This window comes from Kineococcus radiotolerans SRS30216 = ATCC BAA-149 (assembly GCF_000017305.1).
Classification (GTDB): Bacteria; Actinomycetota; Actinomycetes; order Actinomycetales; family Kineococcaceae; genus Kineococcus; species Kineococcus radiotolerans.
This window is the reverse complement of the sequence record NC_009806.1, coordinates 120,322-144,418: the sequence shown is the minus strand read 5'-3', so window position 1 is coordinate 144,418 and position 24,097 is coordinate 120,322. Positions and strand designations below refer to the sequence as shown.

The window sequence follows — 24,097 nt, the reverse complement described above, 5'->3', positions numbered from 1 at the left end:
TTGATGTCGAGACCGGGATGGCGGTTGGCGCCCCGTACGGGATGGTCTGGACCGGAGCACGAACCGGGGCGCACGCCGGGGTTCGTGTCGTGTCGTGGTCGGGGGCCTAGCCAGCTGCCTGGTCGATGACCTGGTGGGCGGGTTCATCACAGCGCCGTCATGAAGTTCGAGACCGGCGGGTAGAGGACGAAGAGCATGAACCCCAACGCCAGCAGCAGCTGCGCGATGACCATCGTCTGGCTGCGTTCACCGGCCTTGCCCTGGGCTACCGCCAGCTGGGCATCGCGCAACGACCGAGCGCGCTCGCGCAAGGTCACCTCGGCCTGCGCGCCGGTCGCGTCGGCCAGCAGCAGTTGCGCGGAGAGGTCCTGCAGCTCGTGCATGCCGATCTCTTCTCCCAGCCGTCCCAGCGCGCGGGCAGGGGTGTAGCCGCTGATGCGCGCATCGGCCAGGGCCAGGCGGACGCGCGCGAAAGGCCATCCGCGTCCGATGCGCGCTGCGTCGGCGAGGGCTTCGGAGGCGCCGGCCCCAGACGCGGCGCGCATGGCCACCAAGTCCATGTAGGAGGTGATGGCGGCGCGGAAGTCTGCGCGCCGCGACTCCGCGGTGCTGTGCACCCGCCGGGCCGGCACCACGTAGGCCACCAACGTCACGAGCAACGTCACGGTCAGGACCACCACCGCGGGAGTGCTTCCACCGGTGACGGCCAAGGCGATGAAGCAGAGGACCGGAGCGAGGAGGAACCCGGCCGCGACCATGGCCACTCGGGTTGCGGTGAACGCGGCGGCGTCGACGTTGAGCAGGGACAGGTCGCGGCTGAGCTTGTCGTCGATGGTGCTGGTCATGACCGGGGTGCCGGCCAGGCGCCGGGCCAGCCACCGGTGGGCCTTGGAGGTGTGCGAGCGTGCGGTGCTGGCCGCGGCCCGGTACCGCTCGTCGTAGCTGGTCTGCGCGCCCAAGCGGGCCAGCTGCTCACCGAGGGAAGGCTGGGAGGGACGCAGCGCGCGCACCAGCAGCAGCAGACCCGCCGCCAGCAGCATGGCCACCAGCACCATCGCGGTCATCGGGTCCCTCCGGAGGCAGAGGTCGAGGCGGAGGTCGGGGCAGAGGTGACCCCGGCGGGAGCCAGCGTCGGCGCCGAAGGCAGGTCCAAGGACGAGGCCACGTCGACCTCGCCTGCGCCCCGCACGTCAGCTCGCTCCCCGGACTGAGCCGACGGGACGGGCTGGAGGGACTGAGCCGCCGCCTGCGAGGTGGTCTGGGGTGTCACCAGGAACCGGCGCCGGGTCTCGAAGTCGGCTAGGCGCCGCAGCCAGAACAAGCCGGCGGTGAACAGCCCGATGACGATGGCCAAGACGATCTGACCGGTGACGGTGGAGTACGGCTCGACGTAGTCGCGGTTGAAGACCGTCATGCCGATGACCAGCGTGCAGGTGGTGATGATCACGAACGTCACCCCGCGGCGCATGCTCGCCCGCCCGGCCTCGATCTCACGGCGGATGGTCAGCTGCTTGCGCGCCGACTCCGCCAGCGACGTCAGCACCACGTTGAGCCGCTTGCCCTGCACCCGTGCGTTCATGGCCAACGCGCCGATGACGCTGTCCGCCTCAGGATCGTCGAGGTCATCGGCCAGCAGCAGCAGCGCCTGGTCCAGGGACTGGCGCGCGCGCATGCGGTCCAACAGGTTCGCCAGCGGCTCGGCGATCTCAGGGGCCGCGGTCAGTGCGCTGGCCGGCAGGGCCTCCGGCAGTGCCTGCCCGGTGCTGATGGTGTCGCGCAACGACTCCACCCAACTGGCCAGCGCCTCCAGCTTGCGGATCTGGCGAGCCTGACTGCGCGCGCCGCCGAACAGACGCGGCCACATCACCGCGATCACGGCGATGGCCAGCGCCACGGTGATCCACCGGGTGATCAGCAGGGTCAGCAGCCCCCCGGCCACCGCCACGCCCCAGCGGATCCTGGTCTCGCGCGGCCAATGACCCAGCTGCAAGGCCCGCGGTGGGCGAACGCCGGCGCCCTGACCGCGCAGGGCCAGCACGAGCAGGACGACACCCAACCCGAAGACGAGACCGGCGAGGGTGACCAGCAGGAAGGTCTGGTCGATCATCGCGCGTCCTGCGCCCACTGCTTGTCGTCGTAGCCGGCAGCCTTCAGGCTCTCGCGAAGCTCGTCCGACAGCGCGGCCTTGGGCAGGGCCTGCACCGCGCCGGTCGGCGCTCTGAAGAGCTCGTTGGTGATGACCTGCTGCCCGTCGTACTTGCCGACCTCGACGATGCTGGCGACGTGACGACGGACGGTGCCGTCGGGCAGCTCGGTCTTCTTCACCAAGACCAGCAGATCCAACCCGATGGAGGTCAGCATGTTGGCCGCCTCCATCGTCAGCGGCGTGGGCGCCTTGACCGCGTAGAGGGCGATCTTGTCGATGGCCGCGTGGGCGGTGGGGGCGTGGATCGTGGACAGTCCCCCGGCGTTGCCCTGGGTGATGGAGTCCAGCAGCGCGACCACCTCAGGCCCAATGCACTCCCCGAGGATGACCCGATCGGGGTCCATGCGCCGGGAGTTCATGACCAGGTCCTCCATGGTCACCGCGCCGAGGCCCTCGGCGTTGGCGGGTCGCTCCTCGAAGGCGACCAGGTCCGGGTGCAGCTCGGGGGGCAACCCCAGCTCCAGGAAGTGCTCGATGGTGATGATGCGCTCGCGGGCCGGGATCTCGTTGGCCAGCGCCCGCAGCAGCGTGGTCTTGCCCGAGCCGGTCTCCCCCACCAGCATGATCGCCTTCTTGGCGCGTACCGCGGCGTGCAGGAAAGCGCCGATGCGGTCGGTGAACATCCCCCGGGCGTGCAGCTCGTGCATGCGCACCGACTGCAGTCGGTAGAGGCGGATCGAGACCACCGGACGTTCCGAGGTCGACATCTGTGCGGTGAGGCGGTGGTTGCCGGGCAGGCGCATCTGCAGGTAGGGGTTGGCCGGGTCGAAGGGACGAGACGACAACCCGTTGTAGGTCGCGGTGTCACGAACCCACTGGATGAGTTCCTCATCGGACTCCGCGACGGCCGGACCGCGCAGCTTCTGCCCGCTGAGGGTCTTGACCCAGACCTGGTCGCAGCCGTTGATGGCGATGTCGCTGAGCGCGGGGTTGTCCACCAGCGGCTGCAGTCGGCCCAGACCGAAGATCGCTGCGCGCAGGGCCGCGCGCAGCTCATCCTCCCCGGTCAGGCGGTGCCCGAGCTGCATCTGGTCCTGCTTCTCCGCCGCAATGCTGCGGGTGATCAGGGAGTCAGCGAAGAGCAGCTCGTCCTGGCTGGTCATCTCCCGCAGCTGTTCGTCGTCGGCTCGCCGCCGGCGCTCGGCGTTCAGGCCGGCCGCCACCGTCGTCCGCAGACGCTGCACCAGGGCGAAGTCGACGACCTGGGAGGTGTCGGGCAGCTGCTCGATGCCAGAGGTGAGGGGTTGAAGAGTCATCGCTGTCCTGCTCCTGAGCTCGTCAGCTGCGGATCACGGTGGGGGTGCGTGACGGTCACCGGATCAGGAGCCGTCTCCTCGTCGCGGGCGGTGCTGGGGTCGGTGCTGGGGTCGGTGCTGGGGCCGGTGGCGCTCGCGGAGTCGGGGTCTTCCTCGGTGGCGCTCGCGGAGTCGGGGTTCTCACCGGTCTTGGCCGGGTCTCGCTCTTCCAGGCTGGCGTCCAGGTCGGTGCCGAAGTCGCTGGCGTGCGAGCCGGCAGCCGTTCCTCGTCGCGACGGCGGCAGCGGGGGCCACACCACGCCGGCAGGAACCGGGGGGCCCACCGCGCCGACCTGCAGCGGACTCAGACCGGCGGTGTCGGGAGATGCCGGGTGCCCACCCAGGTCCTTGGTGGTGCCCAGCGCTTCCGCGGCGGCCGCAGGAGTCGAGGAGCCCGATGAAGTCGTCGAGGAGGTGACGGCCTGCGGCGACGGCGCGACGGACTGACTCGGAAGCTCGGGTGCGGCTCCGAGCGCGGCGTCGCCGCCGGCGGGGGCGGCGAAGTGCCGGGCGATGTCGTGCAGCTCGGTGGCGATGGTGCGCACGGAGGTGAGGAAGGCGCTGGTGTCGCGCTGGGCGGCGGTGGCGTCGAAGAGGTCGCGGGCTCCGGCGGCGTCCCAGGTGATCGGCGGCAGCATCGACCAGGAGTGGGTGAGACCCCGCGCGGCCAGGGGCCACTGAGTCTCGACGCGCTTGGGGGTGTCGAGGTCGTCGACGATCAGCAGGCGCGGGGTGGCGCCAGCAGCGGCGGCGGAGTTCAGGCGCAGCTGCTCCTCGACGATGGCGGCCACTCGGCGGGTGTGCGCGATGCCACGCAGGTTGCGCCGGGTCACCAGCACCACGACGTCGGCACGGCTGATCAGGGGCAGGGCGACGCTCTCGTCGTCGAGGCGGCCGATGTCGACCAGGACGTCGAACTCGCCTTCGCGGGAGAGCTGAGCCAGAGCGTTGCCCACCTGGTTCCACGCCGGCCCCATCGCCTGCGCGGCCCGCGGGTGCGGGGGGCCGATGATCACGGGCACGCCGAGGTCGCAGCTCTGGGTGATGGGCTCCTTCAGGAGGGTGGAGCGGTTCCCGCCGTGACTGGCCAGACCCAGGACTCCGGCGCCGCGCTGACCACCCTGCAGGTGGCGGCCGTTGTCCCCGCGCGCCAGCAGCTGCAGGTCGGACCCGCTGGGGTCGGCTTCGACGAGGAGCGCGGGGGTCGGCCACACCGCGGCCAGGGCGGCGGTCGTCGTGGTCACTCCGGGGGCGCCCTTGGCTGCCCCGAGCACGATGAGGGCCATCAGGAGCCCACCGGCAGCACCGAGACGGCCACGGTGCCCGCGGCCGCGGCGGAGGTGTACGCGGCGGCGCTGTCGCGGGGCAGGTCCAGCGACAGCAGCGTGTTGCCGCCGGCGACGTCGGTGGACACCTCGGTCACCAGCGCCGACTCCACGATCTGCTCGGCGTCGGCGACCGGCGCGTTGCCGTTGACGACGCCGACCTTCCAGACGGCCACCCGACGCCCGGGCTGCGCGTCCGAGGGCACCGAACCCGGCTTCAGCGAAGCCCCCACGATGACGTTGCCCGGTTCGGGGATCGGGTCGTCCTGGTACATCTTGTTCGTCAGCAGGGCCCCTTCGGGCAGGCTCGAGATGGCGGTCGAGCCCACGACCTGGTCGGCGTGCTCCTTGATGACCGCGGAGAAGCCCGACCCGTTGACCTCAGCGACCCGCAGGTCCTCCGCGGTGATCTTCTGTCCGGCGGGCACGTCGCGGGCCAGGGCGAGCACGTCGTGACGGTCACCGGCGCTGGAGTACAGCACCGCCCCAGCGGTGGCCGAGCCGACGATGATCAGAACCGCGAGCGCGGCCATCGGTCGGTTCGTCTTCGCCTGGCTGCTGCTCTTGGTCTGAGGGCGCGAGCGTGCCGGGGTCCCATCGCTCTTGCGGGCCCTGATGGACGCTCCCTTGGTCGGGGTCGTCGAGGCGTCCTTGAGGGCAGCTGCGGTCGCGGTGGGGGTGCCGTTGGGCGTCTTCTGCGCGGCTTTGGTCAAGGACATCAGGAGCTCCTGGTGGTGGTGGGTCTGGTGCTGGTCGCTGGCTCGTGGTCAGCGGCTCAGCGGCCGTGGGTGATCAAGGAGTGGGGGGCTTGTTGAGGATCTGGCGTTCGTAGACCTGCATGGGGATGTCTGCGTCCATCGACAGCGGGGCGAGGGTGCCGCCGGTGCCGCCGGAGCCCACCCATGTCACGCGCCAGGTGACGCTGAGCTGGGAGTTGAAGGCCTGGTCCGCTCCGGCCAGGCGCCGGAAGGAAGCGGTGGTGTAGGTGACCGCGCAGTGACCGGCCTGCTCTTCGCTCATGCCGTCCCGCCACGCGATGCCCATGCCGGTGCAGGTCACGGGGTTGTCGGTGGGGGTGTTCGGGGTCCAGGTGGAGGTGAGCGGGGTCGCGGTCACCTCCGCCCACACCGCTCCCAGGCTGGTGCGTTGGGTCAGGGACCCGGAGGCGTTGGTCACCCACCACCAGGTGGGCATGTTGACCAGGGAGGCGCCGGGACCCCACCCGTTGGTGGCGTAGGCGGGAACGGGGATGGGCAGGAGGTTGCGCGCGTCCTGGGCGAGCATCTCCGGGGTCACGGTCGGAACTCCCGCGGGTCCAGCGACAGCGCCGTTGGGGACCCAGATGACGGTGGAGGCCCCGCCGCAGAAGCGGGTGACGAAGCGGCCCTGGGTGGAGTCCCCCACCAGGCCGGTACCGGCGTTCTCGTTGGCGCGTCCGGCACCGGCCGGGGTCACCGCGGTGCCCCCGGTGCTGGTCACCACGGTGTCGTTGTAGGAGCACGTCGAGCCTGCACCTCGAGCACGCACGGTCTGCGCCCCGTTGGCAGCCTTGCCCGAGCCCCCCGGCGTGCCCGTCTGATGGACCGTGGTGCCCACGCCACCGTGGCTGTTGCTGACGACCACCGGGGGGACGCCGTCGTCGGCCACGGCGCTCGGCAGGACCACGAGGGTGCTGACGAGCGCCGCGGCGGCGGTGAGCCCACGACGGCGTCCCACGGCGCTCACGAGCAGGTCACCGTGTCGTCGAAGGTCACCTGCGACATCCGCCAGGTGCCGTCGTCGCCCTTGACCAACGTGGCCTTGGAGGAGACGGCCGGCACCCCGACGGTCAGCTTCTGACCCGTGGTGGCGTCCTCCCAGCCGGACTGGGAGGAGTCGATGCAGTCGGTGACCAAGGCCTCGGTGTGCTCCTCGTTCTGGAAGACCGGGGTCTTGGGGTCCACGACGTAGTTGCCGTAGGCCTTCTGGCCGGCCAGCGCGGCGTTGACGATGTCGTTGACTGAGGTGTCCAGGGCCGGGTCGACCGCCACGGGCGTCAGGGCCTGGCTGACTACCGCCTTGTCTGGGGACGGTTGTGCCGCCGTTGCGTCGTAGGTCGTCCAGTAGGCGTTGTAGCCCTCCAGGACCTTCTGCTGCTCGAGCTGCTCGGTGTCGACGCTCGGGGTCGGGGAGCTGGTGGAGCTGCTCCCCTGCTGCGGGTCGCTGCCGAAGTCGATGTCGTCGTTGTTGCCACACCCGGCCAGCAGTAGGACCGCCACGGCCGCTGAAGCTGCGGCCAGGCGGGAAGTGGTGAAGCGCTGCATCGAGTCCTCCTTGGATCGGTCGTCTGCAGCTGCAAGGTAGTGACGCCGGGTGTTCACTCCGCACGTTACAGCTCCAAAGCTGTAACGTGCAGCGCGCGCCGCGCTCGAGTCGCTCGTGACGGGATGAGGCTGGGGATCAGCGCTCAGGTGGTCTTGCGCCAGCCCTGCCCGGGCCGGCGCGCAGCCCAATCGCGGATCGTCTGCGGGCGCCAGGCCGGGGATCGACCGAAGGTCGTGTCCGCCGCCGGAAGCTGCCCGCGGGAGCGGTAGGCGGTCACCGTGCTCTTGGAGCTGCCCAAGAAGACTGCGACGTCCTCCAGCAGCCACCAGTCGGTACGAGACGGCTCCACCACGGCGGTCAGGGTAGCCAGCGGCGTTCGGGGTCTCCGCAGCACTGCGGCTCCTGTCGTCACCTGCGTGCTCCACCTCTCCACCTCCCGCCGAGCGTGCTCTGGACCGGAGGCTGCTCCGGAATCCCCGCTCACTGCGGTAGGTGCAGGCAGGCCATCAGGTGTGACCGGTGACGCCGGAATCTTTCGACCGGGCACCCCCGGGGCCTGGACGGGGGCGAGTATTACACCGAATGGGGGGTCTTCACTACCTTGGGAGGGTAATGGCTACCCCGTGAGGGTAGTCAGAGCGACTGGGAGTGGCGCCGGTGAAGCAGCGCTTGCACCGGTCAAGCCACTCCCCTCTCGCTCGCCGTGGCCGAGTTCGCCAGGGCCGGATGCGCCGTTGCCTCCGGCCCCGCGAGCCCAGGTGAGGACTCGCGGCTGCTCGATCACGCGCTGGTGGAGCCGTACTCCGCCTGGACGACGGCGTCGATGAGCTCGCCGCGGTTGGCTGCCCCGTACTGCTCAACCAGCGTGTCCAGCACATCCCAGTGGGCTTGGCTCAAGCGCATGGCGATCTGCACCGTCGGCACCTGCGAAGGCGGAGGAGCCATGGAGAACAGCGGGCCCTCGACCACCTGAGGACGACGCTGCTGCATCAGCTCGGCCAACTGGGCGTGCTGCGCGTTCAAGGCCTTCAGCACCAGCTCCCCGAGGGTCCGGCCCCGGTCTCCCCGAAGCCTCGCCAGCAGGTCGCGTGTAGCTGCGGGCACGTAGGCCACGCCGCCCTTGGTCGCCGCCGGCCGCCCCGATGCCTTCGGCTCGTCGCCTGCTGCCGTCCGTCGGGCTGAGGAGGTCGGCGATCCGCTACGAGCCCTGCGTGACGTCGCGCCCTCCCCCGTCGCAACCGACCTCGTACGCCGGGCACGAGGAGCGGACTCCGTGCGGGTCGCCACCGGCGCCCCGGTCCTCAGCGCTGTCGGATCCTGCGTGACGTCTCCTGCCCCTGGGGCCTGCGTCGCCCCCTCGGGAGAGGCACCCTGCTCCCCCGGCTGCTTGAGGGGCTCCACCACCTCCAAGCGGGCCGGCTCCGCGGGGCCGGCCTGTCGTCCCCGCGGAGCCGGGGATGACCCCTCCCCCGCTGCCATGGACTTCGTCTCCGACTCGCCAGCACGTGCCCCAGCTTCACTGACTCTTGAGTCGGCGGCTCGCACGGGCCGCCGACGGCTCATTCCGCCCAGGCCCTTGGTGTGGTCCACGGCGCTGGAGGGCTGAAAGGCGCTGGCCAGGTCGATCTCTGGTGTGGGCAGGCCGCGAGCAGGTTTCGCGGGACCGGGAGTGTTCGAGCTCATGTCGTCTCCAGTGCTGACAGAGGTGGATGAGGAAAGGTGAACGAGCCCGCCAGCAGCGCAACAGCGGGACCCTAGGCACTACCGGCGAGCCGACGTGCGAGCCGGGATGCGAGCCGACGTGCGAGCCGGGATGCGAGCCGGGATGCGAGCCGGGATGCGAGCCGGGATGCGAGCCTGCGTGCGAGCCGGGATGCGAGCCTGCGTGCGAGCCTGCGTGCGAGCCTGCGTGCGAGCCTGCGTGCGAGCCGACGTCTCAGCTACAGCGTCAGTGGACATGCAAGCTGCCATGTGAGCCGCAAGCCGCGTCGGGTCTGAGTGAGGGCGCCGTCTCACGGCCCTGATCAGGCGCTCGCGTCTTGGCGCAGTGCGGCCTGCACGTACGCGTCGACGTCGTCGTTGACCTCTTGGCTGTGGGCTGCGCCATCGGTGGACTCGGCGGCGCTGATGCGGGCCAGTAGCTCTTGCACCAGTGACTGGAAGTCCGAAGCCAGGCCGGCAGCACTGGCTGCGCCGGGCTGTGACACGACGGGGCGACCCTCGCGGGCGGCCTGCCACCACGGCTCGGCCGTAGCGACCTGCTGCTCGAGCTCATGCACCAGCAGGCCGCGGTTGCGGGCCCCGCTGGCAGAGGACTCTGCGTAGCGGATGACCGTGTTGAGCATCAGCTGCTCCCCCGCGGGGCCCAGGTCGCCGATGATCGCGTCCCGCGCTTCTCGGCGCAGGGTCTTGGCCGAGCTGTTGACGGCGCTGAGGAAGATGCCGAGCAGGTCCAGAGGGGCTTCAGGCCCGCGGACGGCGCGAGCCTCGACGAACCGGCGCGCCACCTTGCGCAGGCCCTTGCGGCTGGAGTCATCGGTGCGAGTGGGGATGACCACCCAACGAGCCGCGCCCAGCGCCATCTGCAGCAAGGTCTCGTTGCCCGGGGGGCAGTCGAAGAGCAGCCAGTCGTAGTCGGCAGCCAGGGGGCTCAAGCACGTCGCCAGCGCGTTGTAGGCGCGGTTGGGGTCGCGTTGGCGCTTCGCCTGCGCGTCGATGACGTCGGCAAGGTCAGCCAGGTACTCGCCACCGCAGATGACGTCCAAGCCTGGACGTACGTCCATGAGGGGCTGAGGAGCCGTCCCCGTCATGACCGCCTGCAGCAGGCCCTGACCTCCGTCGCTGCGGTCACCCAGACCGAAGTCCTCGTCCAGGTTGCCCTGGATGTCCAGGTCGACGGCCAAGACGCGGTAGTCCGGTACTGAAGCCAGCAGGCCGGCGCACTGCGCGGTGGCGAACGTCTTGCCCACGCCGCCCTTGATGTTGCTGAAGGCAAGGGCTCGACCGAGCCCATCGCGGTCGATGGTGGGGGTGGCCATGCTCATCGTCCTCGTCTGCGCCCTCGGCCATGTCCACCGGAGCGCGCTCACTGGGGTGCGGGCTGCTGATTGCCTGAACCGTAGCGATGACGCAGGCCGGGAGAACGGCAGGGACACGCGTCTGTGGACAAGCCGCCGTGCGAGCCGGGACGCGAGCCTGCGTGCGAGCCGGGACGCGAGCCGGGACGCGAGCCGGGACGCGAGCCGGGACGCGAGCCGGGACGCGAGCCGGGACGCGAGCCTGGGTGCGAGCCGGGACGCGAGCCGGGACGCGAGCCTGGGTGCGAGCCGGGACGCGAGCCGGGACGCGAGCCTGCGTGCGAGCCTGCGTGCGAGCCTGGGTGCGAGCCTGGGTGCGAGCCTGGGTGCGAGCCTGGGTGCGAGCCTGGGTGCGAGCCTGGGTGCGAGCCTGGGTGCGAGCCTGGGTGCGAGCCTGGGTGCGAGCCTGGGTGCGAGCCTGGGTGCGAGCCTGGGTGCGAGCCTGGGTGCGAGCCTGGGTGCGAGCCTGCGTGCGAGCCTGGGTGCGAGCCTGCGTGCGAGCCTGCGTGCGAGCCTGCGTGCGAGCCTGCGTGCGAGCCTGCGTGCGAGCCTGCGTGCGAGCCTGCGTGCGAGCCTGCGTGCGAGCTACTGCATCAGCGCTCGTGCGAGCCGACGTGTCGGCTTGCCTGCTGGCCCATGTCCCGACGTCTGTGCACGGAGCTCGCCGTCCCCGTAGCGCCCATGAGCTCGAGAAGCTCGCACTCGTCGGTCCAGTGCGACAGGTCGGTCACAAGCGTCTTGGCCGGGCAGGTAGGGGAGAGGCGCCTCTGGGGAGCGGAGGTGTCTTCGTGCACGAAGGCGCTCAGGCGTGCCACCGCCCGCGACGTGCGCTGGCGCAGGGTTGCCGCAGAAATCCCGAGCTGCATGCTCATCTCGACGCCGGTGATCGGCACCGAGGAGGGCGCGTACGTCATCGCCAGCAGCTGGGCTTCCCCGTCGCTGATGGCCCCGGCCTGCAGTCCGTCGCGGATAAGGACGAGGACGCTGCTGGTGGGGTCGTGCTCCTTAGCCCGCTCCTCGTGGTTGTGCAGCTCCCAGCTCCACAGGTCCCAGTCCAGGCGCTCGATGGTCTGGGGGCGCACCCGCACCTGGTGCAGGGTGTCCAGGGCGAGGTTGGCGGCGACGCTGCGAGGCCGCCGGTCGCAGGGGTAGGTGCTCATGACCGTCCAGAAGGCCTCCAACGCGTCGGACTCGTACTCCTCGGCGGTGCTGCCGGTCCGACCCGGCAGGCCCATGCGGACGATCTTGCCCAGGAACAGCTGCAGGAGGACGCGGCCGGCGAAGGCCTCTCCGTCCTGGTAGGCGCGAAGTAGCGCCAGCAGCAGGGTGTCGTTCGCGCTGCCTGCCGCGTCACGGCACGCCTGCTCGAGATCCTGAACCGATCCGACCCCCGCGGCGCTGGTGTGGCGCAGGGGCCCGCGACTCCAGCGGGCCACCTGCTCGTTGTGCTGCCCAGCCTCCAGGATCGCGTCCCACTCCCGGTTCAGGGCGGCGCACACCTGCAGGCGCGCCGAGTACGAGCGGGTGTAGGCCGCCCGGCTGCCTTGCTGGCAAGAGCACGGCAGCAGGCCGCGGGAGGCGCTGGAGCGGGACAGCAGGGGAGTGGAAGACATCGGTCAGCTCCGTTCGTGCGCGGTGGAGCTGCTGACGCTGCGGATCCCCCCTTGCCGCTCGGCTTGCCACTAGTGACACAACGTGGACTCGACCCCTTGCCGATACGCCTCTGCAGCGAACGGCAAGGTCGTTTGCCCAGGTCAGAGACCTGCGAGCGGAGATGTGACCTACATCACTCTCGGTGACGAAAGTTGTTGACCTCTTCCGGTCACACCCCCCAGCGAGCAGGCACCTACCTCGATGAGAGGGACCTGGGGGAGCCCCGTCCTGTACCCACGGCCGGAGGAAGCGATGACCGAGAACGAACCCGCACCCGACATCTGCCCGACCGACACATCCCACGAGCTGACTCCGTCCGCGCTCGCGGCACGAAGCTGCACCGCGCCGGCGAGCGCCGAAGGGCAGAACGGAGATGCGCCGGAAGTCGTGGGGGAGCTGCTCTTCGCCACCGCCGAGGCCTATGACGGCATGCAGACCCTGCGCGCCCGCCTGAGCACGCTGCAGTCCCAGCCCTTCGACCTGGCAGCGGCTACTGCCGTGGTCGAGCTGCTGAGCAGTGCACGGTGGCAGCGAGCACGCTCCAGCTGGCACGTCTTGCAGGGCGCGCAGGTTCGCGGGGACGAGGAGCTGGCCGGTACCGACGAAGCGTCTGACGAGGGGATCGAGGACCGCCTCGCCGTCGCCGACGCGGCCTCCACGAGGCTGTCGGACAGCCTTGCGCCTGAGCGGGCCCCGACAACGGTGTTGCCGACCGGCACTGACCGCGGATCGGCTCCCCGTGGCACCCAGCGGGTCAGCGACCTGCTGCTCGAGCTGGGCACCGTCTACGGCTGGAGCGGGATCCGCCGTATCGCGACCGGCCCAGGCCACATCACCGGCATCGGCGGGCAGCCATGCTGACTGCCTCGCGTCGAACCGCGGCGCGATCGGCGAACGCCCCGGCGTCCATCGACAGCGAGGTCACTGGCCTACGGGCGCGCCTGAACCGCGGCGCCAACCGCGTCGGCGCCAACCGCAGCAGCTCCAAGGGCCGTCAGGGCGACACCTCGCAGGACGCCCCTCAGGCTGCCCGGACGATGGGCTGGACCTCCGGGGCCGCCCACGGCGCTGGCCTGGTGCGCCTGCTGTTGCTGTTGGCGCTGCTGGCTGGGCCGGCGGCTTTGCTCCTGTGGTGGCAGGCCGGTATCCGCGTGTCCACGCAAGTACCGGCGTCCACCGCCGCTCAGCAGGACCCGGGTGAGGTCGCGGCGGTGGGCAACTTCGCGGAGGAGTTCGTCACCGCCTGGCTGACCACCCCCGCCGGTAACGAGCAGGCGCTGAGCTTCTACCTGCAGACCAGCAACGGGTTCCGACTGCCCTCGACCGTCTCGCGGATCCAGAACGTGGCTGTCGCCGACGTCACGCACGTGCAGGACTACGCCGCCGCACCCAGCGCACCGGCCGCGAACACGGACCAGAGCGCTGCGGGAGAGGCAGGCGCAGAAACAGAGCAGCAGGACGGCGTTGCGGGCCCTTCGACGGCGTGGCAGGTCACCGTCGCCGCTGACGTGGAAGAGCCCGACAGCACGGGAGCCCGCGTGATGGTCCGGCGCTACTTCGCGGTGCCCGTCCTGGCGCAGGTGGGGACTACGAACGGGATGAGCACGGCCGCTGCGGGCGCCTCACGCTCTGCATCTGCTGCTGCACCCACTGCCGTGACCGGCCCGACCGCTGGAGCGGCCTCGAGCATGCCGGTTCGGCAGATGCGCGCGCTGCTGCTGCCCACCCCGGTCGCCGGCCCGGTCTCGGGGGAGGGGGCCGAGCTGGCCTACAACCAGCAGGTCAACATCACCGGTGGCCTGGGCACCAGCATCAGCCAGTTCCTGGCGGCCTACGCCACGGGAAGCGGAGACGTCACCCGCTACGTGACCCCAGGCCACGTCATCAAGGCCATCACGCCGGCGCCCTACCTCAGCGTGCAGGTCCAGTCCGTCCTGGCCCGCGAGGACGATCCCACCTCGGATGCACCCTCCGACGGACAGCACGCCCAGGTCCTGGTCACCGCCGTCTTCGGCAACCGCGACCAGCAGCCCGGCAGCACCCAGTACGCCCTGGACCTCACGGCCCGCGGTGGGCGTTGGGAGATCTCGTCCATCGCCCCCGGCCCGGCGCTCACCTTGCCGACGGCCGCCGGTACCGCGCACCCAGCCAGCTCCGCGGCCAACGCCTCACCTGCTGCCAGCACCGCCGCGCAGCACCCCTGACCCGACCCAACCAACCCCTTCTCACCTCATTCAGGAGACAGCCATGGACATCTTCAACCGCATCGACCAGATGACCGGTAGCGCGGAAACCACCGTCAAGGGCTTCGCGATCCTCATCGGGTTCTGGGTCGTCGGCTCCACCCTCAACTGGTTCAAGACCATCACCCTCGGCCGGGTAGTCCTCGCCGTCGTCATCGCTGCCGTCGTCGTCGTTGTCGTCCGGAAGCCGGATCTGCTCGCAGATGACGTCGAAAAGACGGTGGCTCTGCCCGCCGTCCAGCAGACACCCGGTGTGCACGCTGATGCGATCGACTTGGACAGCGGACGCGTCACGACCACCTCTGCGGTGCAGCTGTGAACAGCGCGACCGCCGGCGGCGTAGAGGTCACCCTCCCGCCCGGGCATCGCATCACCCGCTTCTACACCCTCGCCCGCCGCTTCCCGACACTGATCGGGCGCCTGCCCAACGGCAGCGACATCCCCTACGGGCCGTACACCGTCGGACAGTTCGTCACCGCCGTCTGCCTGCTCGTCGTCGGGTACCGCACCATGCCGCTGTGGGGTGGCGGCCGCGGCCTCTTCGTCAACGGGCCCCTGCTCTTGGGCCTGACCGCGGCCGTGATCATCGTCATGCGCAAGGTCCCCTGGCGCGGGCGCGGCCCGGTCCCCGTGCTGCGCGGCATGCTGGGCAGCTACAGCGCCACCGAGGGCACCTACCGAGGGAAGCCGCTGCCCGCGCGTCAGGCGACGCCTGTGATGAGCACCATCGTCATCGCCGATGAGACCACGATGATCGCCGCCGAAGCCCTGCTGCAGCAGCGCCACCCCTCGCCGGTCCCGCCCACGCCCGCGGTCGAGGCCGCGCCCGTCCTGGTCTCGTCCACGTCCCGGCCCCGAGCCGCCAGGCGAGGCGGCCTCCTTGGCATCGCCCAGACCGGTGCGCAGGCCATCGTGCCGGCGAGCGCAGCGAACCGTCAGGACGTGACGGCTCCGAACGAGGTCACCGGACCCCTCACCGGACCCCTCACCGGGCCCCTCACCGGGCCCCTCACCGGGCCCCTCACCGGGCCCCTCACCGGGCCCCTCACCGGGCCCCTCACCGGGCCCCTCACCGGGCCCCTCACCGGCGTGCAGCGGCTACGCCAGCAGGCCCGCGCCAAAGCCACTTCCACAGCTGCTGCTGACTCCACCACCGGTTCTCCAGCCCGGCCGCTGACTGCTACCGGCTCCACGGGAAGGCACTGAGCACCACCATGGAACATCCCATCCAGAACCTCTGCGGACACCTGCTCTTCTCCCGCGACGGCACCGTCTGGGCGACGTGGCGGCTGCAGGGGCAGGCCTACGGGCGTCGCGCGGTCGCGGAGAAGGAGCAGATCCGCGTCCTGCACCAGATGCTCTACCGCAGCCTGGGCGGGGAGTCCCTGCACCTGGGCTTCGAGGTCGACACCGACCCCGTCCAGGTCATCCGGGACATGCTGCGCGGTCTGAACCACCCTCTGGAGGAACTGCCGGAGTGGGCCGCTGAGGTCGAAGCCACCACCGAACGCCTCGAGACCGACCTGCCCCTGTCAGAGCGCACCTACTGGCTCAGCGTCCCGCTGCGCAACAGCGGCGCCAGCCGCCTGAGCGAGCCCCTGCGCGCCGGCACCACCAGCCTGCTGAACAAGCTCGGAGCCCCTCGGGGAGTCCCGGCCACCGCGATCCTGGCCGACCGCCTGCAGCAGGCAGCCGAGATTCAGGCCCTCATCCCCGGCCCCTTCAACGCCCGCCCAGCCACCGCCGCCGAGACCGTGTGGCTCTACCGCCACGCCCAGACCCGCGGGCTGGGCCAGCACGACACCTGGCTGCCGCCGGCCCCCAGCACCGACGAGCTCAAGGCCGCTGCCGACATGACCGAGCACGAGCTCGCCGCGGTGCAGCACATGGCCTCCCCAGGGCGCATCGGGCGACTCATCCTGGACGAGGCCGCCGTCAGCGACGTACCCGCCGACGGCTGGCGCAAGGGGTTCCGCGCCCGACTGCGACGCCTGCTGCCGTCCCAACGCAAGGTCCTCAAGATCGTCGACACCGACGACGACACACTGGTCTCCTACCAGTCCCTGGCCGTCCTCGCCGGGACGCCCACGGCCGGTGCGGTCTTCCCCGGCACCGAGTGGCTGGGCAAGGCCGAAGACAGCGGCGTGCCCGTGGACTGGGCCGTGCGGATGCGCAACACCGCCCGCGAAGAAGTCCTCTCCCGCAACCAGCGCGCCGTGAAGAACCTCAACGACCAGTACATGCAGCGCGAAGGGGAGATCTCCACCGGCAGCCACGAGCTGGACACCGTCGCCGCAGCCCTCACCGAGTACCAGGCGCTGCTGGCCAAGGACAAGCTCGAGGTCGAGCTGCAGACCATCACCTTCTTCGCCACCAGCGCCGCCACCCGGGAACAGGCCCTGATCAACGGCGCCACGCTCGCCCGCTTCTACAACGCCTTCGGCCACCCCCTGGAGCGGCCGCTGGGGGAGCAGCAGGACGCCTGGTGGGCGATGCTGCCCGGCACCGCCTGGCCCAAGAAGTTCAACGACCTGACCCAGATCTCCCTCTCAGAAGGGTTCTCGGCCGCCGTCCCGAACGTCTCCAGCGCCCTGGGCGATGGACGCGGAGCCCTGTGGGCGGTCAACGAGACCACCTTGGCCACATCGGTGGTCATGGTCGACCTGTTCGCCACCATCCTGGCCAACTTCTCCGCCGCCGTCGCCGTCGCCGGTGAGCTCGGCAGCGGGAAGTCCTACGCCTTGAAGTCGCTGGCCGGCGCCCTCGTGGACCGCGGCGCTCGCCTGGTCAGCATCGACCGCTCATCCACCGGCGAGTACGTCCCGTTCGGCCGCTCGCTGGGTTCGTGCACCGTCGCCGCCGTCTTGGACAACCTCGACGCTGGCGTGTACCTGGAGTGGAGCCTGGACCCGCTGCGCATGTTCCCCGGCGACGAAGGCTCCCGCCTGGCCCAGCGCCTGCTGACCCCGCTGCTGTCGATCGTTCCCGACAGCGACGTCGAGCTGGCCCTGACCTACACCACCGACCCCGCCTACCGGGCCAAGCACGACATCGACAGCCTGCAGACCCTGACCGAGCACCTGCTCGACCCCGCCCGCCACGACCTGCCCGGCGCGAACGAGCTGGGCCGCAAGCTGCGGGGCCTGCGCACCAAGAGCTACGCCCGGGTCCTGTTCGACCAGACGCTGCCGGCCCTGGACCTGTGGTCCTCCCGCGCCCTGATCTTCACCACCCACGGCCTGCAGCTGCCCACCCGCGCCGAACTCCTCAACGAGCACCTGTTCCGCAAGATGGACCCCGAGAAGCACTTCGGGCGCGCCATGTACGCCCTGCTGATGTCCCTGGCGCGCGCGGTGGCCTTCGCCGATCCCGACGAGCTCGTCTTCTTCGTCTGCGATGAGTGCCACCACATCACCGCCTCGATCGAAGGCGAGCAGGAGCTGGAGATCTTCGTCCGCGAGGGCCGCAAGGTCGGCGCGGCCGCCGGCTTGGGCTCACAGGACTGCGAGAACGACTTCGGCTCCCCGACGCTGCGTGGGCTGATTCCCTACCGCCTCGTCATGCGCCTGACCGACGAGAACCTCGCCCGCAAGGCGCTGGAGTGGATCGGCCTGGAGCCGACCCAGGAGCACCTCGACGAGATCACCGGCGACCTGTCTCCGCGAGACCCCGCCGACCCCGACGGCAAGGTCGACCCGGAACGGCGCGGGGAGGGCATCTTCCGCGACTCCTACCGCCGCATCGGTCGGGTCCGCATCCTCGGTCCAGCCCTCGAAGCCCGCCGCATCGCCTACTCGACCACGCCCCGCGCCAGCAGCTCCAAGCTGCTCAAGCAGCCCACCAGCCCCTCGACCGCTGCGGCCACGCCCCCGGCCACCCGCCCCGCCACCCGCAGTGACGCGACCCGACCCGCGACCTCCGCTCTCGAGCCCGGGACGCGCACCGGGCGCACCACCTCGCGCGTGACGCCTCCTTCGACGACAAGCCCGTCGACGACGAGCCCGTCGACGACGAGCCCGTCGACGACGAGCCCGGCCACACCGATCCGACGTCCCCAGCGCACCAGCACCGCCAGCACCGGCACGGCGGCCGCCGTCCTGGACAAGCCCACGCGCGTACGCAACCAAGCTCAAGCGGCGGACGTCACCGCCGCAGCAGCCCCTGAAGCCTCCAGTGCACCCGGCGCAGCCCTGCCGCCCAGCCGGCGCAAGAAGGCCAGCCCGCGACGCAGCGCCGCCCCCACCAGTACCAGCCACCAGCCCGAGGGCGAGCCCCAGGACCGGGACGAGGACCAGGGATGAGGGTCCTTCAGCCCTCGCGCCGCCCCGGTACCCCTCATCGCGCGCGGTGGGCTGTCACCGGCGTACTGCTGTGCGTGCTGGTGTGCGTGCTGGCAGGAGTGCAGCTGCTCCAGCCCGCCTCGGCCTGGGCCGGTGTCCCCGCCGCGACCTCCACGGCGGTGACTACCGGGCGGGTCTCCCCGAACGCGCCCGGCTACGACATCAGCAGCGACGCTACGCAGGACAGAGACAGTCCCTCTCCCGAAGCGTCTGCTGGAGCGCAGCGAGAACGTTCCTCGCGCCCGGCCCCGGAGCAGTCGGCGGCCGCCACTCCCTCCACTGGCACGGCGAGCTCCGCGACCCCGGCGACCCCGGCGACCCCGTCAGCTCCGGCAGACCCAGCGGCTCCGCCCGCGAGCGCCGGCGGCGCCGGTGCGGCAACGGGTAGCGCGGCGACGGGTGGTGGCTCGACGTCGTCCAGTGGCCCGTTGGCGCCGTTGGACGCGGCGGACACGCATGAGCTGTCGATCGGGAAGTACCAGCTCAGCGTGGACACCGGCGGGGTCACGAACGCGATGAAGCTGATCACCAACGGGGTGCTGCTGTCGGGGATGTGGGAGGCCTACCGCTGGACCGTGGGTGCGGCCGTCGCCATGATCAACCTGGCCCTGCAGATGGAGTGGGTGCAGTGGCTGGTCGAGGCGATCAAGCCGGTGGCCCTGACCTTGCAGAACGACGTCATCGCCAAGCTGGGCCTGCGGGGACTGGCGCTGGTCGTCATGGGCCTGTGGGTCGGGTGCATCATCGCCAGCGGCCGCTTCGCCAAGGGCCTGGTGCAGCTGCTGGTCTCGACCACCATCGCCGTCCTGGCCGCCGGGGCCCTGGCCAATCCCGTCGCGCTCATCACCGGTCCCCACGGGGTGCTCTACGGCGCGCGCGACGCAGGTCAGGCCGTGGCCACCGTCATCACCAGCGACGGCAAGAGCGCCACCCCCGACCCGGGACTGATCGAGCAGAAGACCGGCGGGGCCATGGTCGACACCTTCGTCCGCCTGCCGCACCAGATGATCAACTACGGCCGCGTCATCGACGGCACCTCCTGCCAGAGCGCCTACGACAAGGCCCTGGCCGGCGGGCCCTACGACTCCGACGACGACTCCGCGCGCTCGGCCGTCGGCGACTGCGACGAGAAGCTGAAGGACTGGGCCGACGACCCCGGCTGGACCGGGGTGGGAGCCATCGCGATCCTCACCCCCGCCGGCGGTGCTCTGGCCGCCCTGGGCATCGTCCTGGTCGTCCTGATCTTCCTGGCGACCCTGATGGTCATCTTCTTCGCCGTGAAGTTGATCATCGACGTCATCCTGGCGATCCTGCCCGGCGAACGCAGCGGCCTGTGGAGCTCGGTCGCAGGCCTGCTCGGGGCCGTGCTCACCGTCGCTGGCCTGATCATCCTGCTTGCGCTCTACTGCGTCTTCCTACGTGGGGTCCTGACCACCAAGACCAACACGGACATGCTGGTGCGCTTCTTCATCGTCGACGCGATGGTCATCTCCTTCATCGTCGTGACCGTCGTCGCGCGCAAACGCATCAGCGAGCGCGCCCGGCGGATGGCGGAGAAGGCGGCCGCCTTCAGCGGCGGCGGCAAGGCCCGACCGGCCCAGATGCCCAAGCTGTCCCAGGCCCGTCAGGCCATTGGGCAGGCCGCAGCCATGCGCGCCGCCGGTGGCCGCGCGCTCGGCGGTTCTGGCGCCTCGAGCGGTGGCGCGGTCGGTGGCGCTGCAGCAGCCGGGGGAGGCAACGCCGCCCAGCGCATCCTGCAGCGCGTAACCAGCAACCGCGTCGTCAAGGCCGGGGTCACCGCGGCGAGCCTTGCCGGAGGTGTAGCGGGAGTGGCCGCCAAGGCCACCATCGGGGCTCCCGTCTACGTGCCGCGGGCGACCCGCATCGTCAAGGCCGCCGCTCGCTCTCGCGCCGCAGCCGCTCGCGGGGTCGTGCAGCGCAAGGTGGGCCAGGGCAAAGCGTTCGCGGGGGAGTACCGCGACGGCCTGGCCACGGCTGCCCGTCCCGCGGTCGCGATCGGCAAGGCGGCAGGTCGCGCGGCCGCCCCGGCCGTGACCGCAGCAGCCATCGGCCTGTCCACCCCCAAGGGCGCTGGATCGAGCGCCGCACCGACCGCTGGCATGAGCTCCACCCGTACCGGTGCCCGCCCTGGCGCATCTCCGCGGCGGACCGCCGCCGCGGCTCGCAACCGGCAAGCCGGCCGCGTTGAAGCTGCTCGCGCAACTGCTCCGCCGCGACCTGCCGCCGGATCTCGCATGCCCCGCTTCCGCTTCGGCAAGAAGTCGGCCTGAGTCATGGCGACCATCACGACCCCGCGGCCGGGGACGGGTGCTGGCACGGACGCCACCGGCAAGGTCGACGGCGCAGGGAACGGCAAGGGGGGTGGCCCCCTGAAGTGGATCGTCGGCGCCGCGGCGGGTCTGATGTTGGCGGTGGTCGCGGCAGTCGCGGTCCTGCTCTTGGTCGTGGTGTCCGCGCTCAGCGGCGGGGGCGGCGGTGTTTCAGGACTGGCCCCGTCCTCGGTGCCCGGCGTCAACGCGGTCCTGCTGGACGCCTTCGGCAAGGCGGCCGCGGCCACTCCCACCGTGGCACCGAAGTGCACCGGCATGCGCTGGTCGATCCTGGCCGGCATCGCTCAGGTGGAGTCCAACCTCGCCGCCGGGCGACAGATCAGCCCCACCGGCGACATCACCCCGCACATCATCGGCCCAGCGCTGAACGGCTCCGGCGTCGGCGGCAACCGCACCGCCATCTACGACACCGACGGCGGGCGCTGGGACGGCGACACCGTCTACGACCGTGCCGTGGGAGCGGTGCAGTTCATCCCCACCAGTTGGGTCGCCTACGGCCGCGACGGCAACGGCGACGGCGTCGCGGACCCGCACAACGCCTACGACGTCACCCTCGGCGCGGTGGTCCACCTCTGCGGCACCAGCGCGAAGGACCTCTCCAACCGCGAGCAGCTGAGCACCGCCCTGTACGGCTACAACCGCTCGCAGACCTACGTGGCCAAGGTCCTGGCCAACATCGACACCTTCGACCAGATCGGGGTGGCCGCCGGGGGAGCGGCCGTCCCCGAAGCCAGCGGCCGAGCCGCGGTCGTCATCGCCGCCGCCCGGCAGTGGACCGGCACGCCGTACTCCTGGGGCGGCGGATCGGGACGCCCGGGCCCGGGCGGCACCGTCATCGGTGGGCCCTCCCGCGGCTTCGGTCGAGGAGCCAACACGGTCGGCTTCGACTGCAGCGGTCTGACCCAGTACGCCTACGCCGTCGCCGGCATCCAGCTACCCCGCGTGTCCTCCCAGCAGTCCCTGCAGGGGCAGCGCATCCCGCGCTCAGCCGGCCTGGAAGCCGTCGCCCCCGGCGACCTGATCTTCTTCGGCTCCAACCCGGGCGCCGGTACCGGCATCTACCACGTCGCCATCTACCTCGGCGGGGGACAGATGATCAACGCCCCCCGCACCGGCACCTTCGTGCGCGAAGAGGCCGTCTGGATGAGCTCCTACGCCGGCGCCGTCCACTTCCCCTGAGTCAGGCCGACGTCCAAGCCCACGCCTGAGCAGCACGCGTCCCTCTCAGCAGGCCAGCGAGCGCCGAGATCCAGCGGACACCGCCGCCGGCAAGGTCAGTCCCACATCGGCAAGGGGCCAGATACGACGACGTGCTCCTGTCGCAACCGCACCCCCGGCAGCACCTACCTCCGTGAAGGAGCAGGCCGAGCTGACCGCGAGCGCCACGCCCAGAACCGATCAACAGGAGCCCAAGGATGCAACCGATCACCGCCCGTACAGACCGCCGCCGCACCCGCCCGCTCGCTGCGAGCGATCCCGACCCCGATGACTTCCCCGATGCGTCCTCGCCGAACGCGTCTGCCTCCGACGCGCGGCGCCTGGAGTCTGACGACCTCCTGGCCGAGCTCCCCGAGGACGACCTCAGCGACGAAGACGACCGGGATGACGGAGACGGAGGGCACGACGGAGACGACGTCGAAGGCCCCGAACGCGCAGTCCCCGGTCGGAGCGTGCTGCTGCCGTCGTGCGCCGCGGCGCTGCTGGCGGTGGTCGGGGCACTCTGCTTGCTGCCTGTTCCCTTGCCGTGGGAGGCGCCCACGCCTGCCGCCACCTCGACGACCGCCACCGAACGGCAAGCCACCACGCCTCCCACGGGCAACGTCGAGGGCGGCAGCGCGTCGTCCCCGGCGCCGCCGGCGCTCACGACGACCGCAGGAGCTCCACATCCCGTGCTTCCGCCGGCCGCATCCACCACCGACAGCGTCGCCCCCTCCCCGCCCACGCCCGCGGCGGGCGAGGACGCATCCTCGATCCCCACGCCCGAGGACACCTTGGCAGGGCCGGTCAGCGACCAGGTCCTGCAGGACCTCCTCAACAGCTCGCTGCCGCGGGACCGCGCCATCACCGACCCGGCCCTGCTGGGGTCGACTGATGGTCAGGAGCTGCTCGAGGTCGCTTGGCAGGCCCTTGCCTCCGATGTGGAAGCCGGTGGGTGGACGCAACCGCACCAGCAGGCGCACGCCGTCCTGCGCACCGGCCGCGACGACACCCAGGATCTGCCCATCGTCGTCGACGTCGTCGTCATGTGGGCGGCCCTCGACGGTCAGGGGGAGCGCACCGAACGCGAGCTGTCGACAGTCCGCGTCAGCAAGGGCAGCGGCTCGTGGGCGCCGGGGAAGATCACCACCGCCTCCGACGGGAGCTGATGTGAACGAGGCACCCTGCGCAGCCGGCAGTAGTGACATGTCACAGCCACGCCGTCCCGATGTGGCATGTCACTACCCGCTACGAAGCCGAGAGGCGGGCCGGTGAGCGAGGACCCGGAGACCCACGACAGCCCCCTTGCCGATCCGTTCGGCAGCGAACCCCGCAACGGCAAGGCAGGACACATTGGCAAGGAGTCGGTGGAGTCCCCGGCGGCACCCCTTGCCGAAGCGCGCCGCGGCGGGCGCTACAACCCTGACCGCTCGACGGGGCTGCGAGCGCACAGCCACTACACCCCGAAGGAGCTGGAGGAGCGGGCCAAGAACGCCTGGTACTGGACCCAGCTGGAGGTGGACGGCTTCAACACCAAGTCCGAGCTGGTCATCGCCGGGATGACGCTGATGTGCGAGCTGCTGGAGGAGCAGTACAACGACGGCCAGCTCTTCCCGCCCGCGCCCGAGCAGACCCGGCGCGGACCCAGCCCGGCCGGTAGCGCTCGCCAGAGCCAGGCGATGCGCGCGTACTGGAACCGTCGCCGCACCCCCGATCAGGAGCCCCAAGGTGGCGCCGATCCAGCACCAGCCGCGAGTGCCAGCCCCCTCACCATCGAGGGCTCGCTCGGTAGCAGTGCCGGGGGAGAAGAACCCCCCAGCGCCGCTCTGGGGGCCTGAAGCGCGAGGTGAAGAACCGCTTCCGAGGCCAGCGTCTTCGCTGTGACACAGGCGGGGGTGTGTGACATGTGTGAGCGACGGTTTGGGATCGCTCGAATCCGAGGGCTACGCCGGGAACCTCAGCTTGAGCGTACCCCTACTGTCAAGCGAGCGGCAAGGGTTAACGTGAGCCCGGCGCGTCGAGTACGCACAGTTCGCGCCCCGACGGCCACTGACGTCTCCTTGCGACCAAGCGCGGCTGAGGGCCTCCTCAGTGCCCGCGTCTTTC

General features: G+C 71.0%; 20 protein-coding genes. 9 read left to right on the top strand and 11 right to left on the bottom strand.

What is annotated here, in order from left to right:
* Positions 1-146 precede the first annotated feature (146 nt).
* The 11 genes from KRAD_RS23370 to KRAD_RS24850 all read right to left on the bottom strand — a co-directional run bounded on the left by KRAD_RS23370 (position 147) and on the right by KRAD_RS24850 (position 11,820).
* Complete coding sequence (locus tag KRAD_RS23370; protein WP_012001917.1) at positions 147-1,064, bottom strand: hypothetical protein; 918 nt, start codon at positions 1,062-1,064, stop codon at positions 147-149.
* The gene (locus KRAD_RS23365) at positions 1,061-2,107 is read right to left on the bottom strand and encodes a type II secretion system F family protein (protein WP_012001918.1); all 1,047 of its coding nucleotides are present in this window, start codon (positions 2,105-2,107) and stop codon (positions 1,061-1,063) included. Before KRAD_RS23365 ends, KRAD_RS23370 begins: the two co-directional genes overlap by 4 nt.
* A complete protein-coding gene (locus KRAD_RS23360; protein ID WP_012001919.1) occupies positions 2,104-3,462 on the bottom strand; it encodes a TadA family conjugal transfer-associated ATPase in 1,359 nt (452 codons plus the stop codon). Before KRAD_RS23360 ends, KRAD_RS23365 begins: the two co-directional genes overlap by 4 nt.
* The gene (locus KRAD_RS24860) at positions 3,459-4,787 is read right to left on the bottom strand and encodes a hypothetical protein (protein ID WP_012001920.1); all 1,329 of its coding nucleotides are present in this window, start codon (positions 4,785-4,787) and stop codon (positions 3,459-3,461) included. The genes KRAD_RS23360 and KRAD_RS24860 overlap by 4 nt, the downstream gene beginning before the upstream one ends.
* Positions 4,787-5,545 (bottom strand): SAF domain-containing protein, encoded by a 759-nt coding sequence (locus KRAD_RS24855; protein WP_012001921.1) that lies wholly within the window; start codon positions 5,543-5,545, stop codon positions 4,787-4,789. Before KRAD_RS24855 ends, KRAD_RS24860 begins: the two co-directional genes overlap by 1 nt.
* A 73-nt stretch (positions 5,546-5,618) precedes the next feature.
* Entirely contained in the window at positions 5,619-6,551 is a 933-nt protein-coding gene (locus KRAD_RS23340) for a hypothetical protein (RefSeq protein ID WP_012001922.1), read from the bottom strand.
* Complete coding sequence (locus KRAD_RS23335; protein WP_012001923.1) at positions 6,548-7,129, bottom strand: hypothetical protein; 582 nt, start codon at positions 7,127-7,129, stop codon at positions 6,548-6,550. Before KRAD_RS23335 ends, KRAD_RS23340 begins: the two co-directional genes overlap by 4 nt.
* A 143-nt stretch (positions 7,130-7,272) precedes the next feature.
* Positions 7,273-7,482: a helix-turn-helix transcriptional regulator gene (locus tag KRAD_RS26320; RefSeq protein ID WP_157874023.1), complete on the bottom strand. Its 210-nt coding sequence runs from the start codon at positions 7,480-7,482 to the stop codon at positions 7,273-7,275.
* Between the two features lie 428 nt (positions 7,483-7,910).
* Positions 7,911-8,243 (bottom strand): hypothetical protein, encoded by a 333-nt coding sequence (locus KRAD_RS26315; RefSeq protein WP_041293801.1) that lies wholly within the window; start codon positions 8,241-8,243, stop codon positions 7,911-7,913.
* Positions 8,244-9,154: 911 nt separating this feature from the next.
* Entirely contained in the window at positions 9,155-10,168 is a 1,014-nt protein-coding gene (locus KRAD_RS23320) for a ParA family protein (RefSeq protein ID WP_012001926.1), read from the bottom strand.
* A 632-nt stretch (positions 10,169-10,800) separates the two neighbouring features.
* A complete protein-coding gene (locus KRAD_RS24850) occupies positions 10,801-11,820 on the bottom strand; it encodes an RNA polymerase sigma factor (protein ID WP_012001927.1) in 1,020 nt (339 codons plus the stop codon).
* 292 nt (positions 11,821-12,112) lie between these two features.
* On the opposite strand from KRAD_RS24850, the gene KRAD_RS23310 reads away from it, so the two are divergent.
* The 9 genes from KRAD_RS23310 (at position 12,113) to KRAD_RS23270 (ending at position 23,829) form a co-directional block, all read left to right on the top strand.
* On the top strand, positions 12,113-12,721 hold the full coding sequence (locus KRAD_RS23310) for a hypothetical protein (protein WP_012001928.1): 609 nt from the start codon (positions 12,113-12,115) through the stop codon (positions 12,719-12,721).
* Entirely contained in the window at positions 12,715-14,064 is a 1,350-nt protein-coding gene (locus tag KRAD_RS24845) for a conjugal transfer protein (RefSeq protein ID WP_012001929.1), read from the top strand. The genes KRAD_RS23310 and KRAD_RS24845 overlap by 7 nt, the downstream gene beginning before the upstream one ends.
* 43 nt (positions 14,065-14,107) lie before the next feature.
* Positions 14,108-14,422, top strand: a complete 315-nt coding sequence (locus KRAD_RS23300) for a hypothetical protein (protein ID WP_012001930.1) — start codon at positions 14,108-14,110, stop codon at positions 14,420-14,422.
* Positions 14,419-15,309 carry a hypothetical protein gene (locus tag KRAD_RS23295; RefSeq protein WP_012001931.1) on the top strand — a complete coding sequence of 297 codons (891 nt, stop codon included), beginning with the start codon at positions 14,419-14,421 and terminating at the stop codon, positions 15,307-15,309. The genes KRAD_RS23300 and KRAD_RS23295 overlap by 4 nt, the downstream gene beginning before the upstream one ends.
* A gap of 8 nt (positions 15,310-15,317) precedes the next feature.
* A complete protein-coding gene (locus KRAD_RS23290; RefSeq protein ID WP_012001932.1) occupies positions 15,318-18,404 on the top strand; it encodes an ATP-binding protein in 3,087 nt (1,028 codons plus the stop codon).
* A gap of 467 nt (positions 18,405-18,871) precedes the next feature.
* A complete protein-coding gene (locus tag KRAD_RS23285; RefSeq protein ID WP_157874022.1) occupies positions 18,872-20,734 on the top strand; it encodes a hypothetical protein in 1,863 nt (620 codons plus the stop codon).
* Positions 20,735-20,737: 3 nt separating this feature from the next.
* Positions 20,738-21,973, top strand: a complete 1,236-nt coding sequence (locus tag KRAD_RS23280; protein ID WP_012001934.1) for a C40 family peptidase — start codon at positions 20,738-20,740, stop codon at positions 21,971-21,973.
* Between the two features lie 236 nt (positions 21,974-22,209).
* Complete coding sequence (locus tag KRAD_RS23275) at positions 22,210-23,160, top strand: hypothetical protein (protein WP_012001935.1); 951 nt, start codon at positions 22,210-22,212, stop codon at positions 23,158-23,160.
* A gap of 102 nt (positions 23,161-23,262) precedes the next feature.
* A complete protein-coding gene (locus KRAD_RS23270; protein WP_012001936.1) occupies positions 23,263-23,829 on the top strand; it encodes a hypothetical protein in 567 nt (188 codons plus the stop codon).
* Positions 23,830-24,097 lie beyond the last annotated feature (268 nt).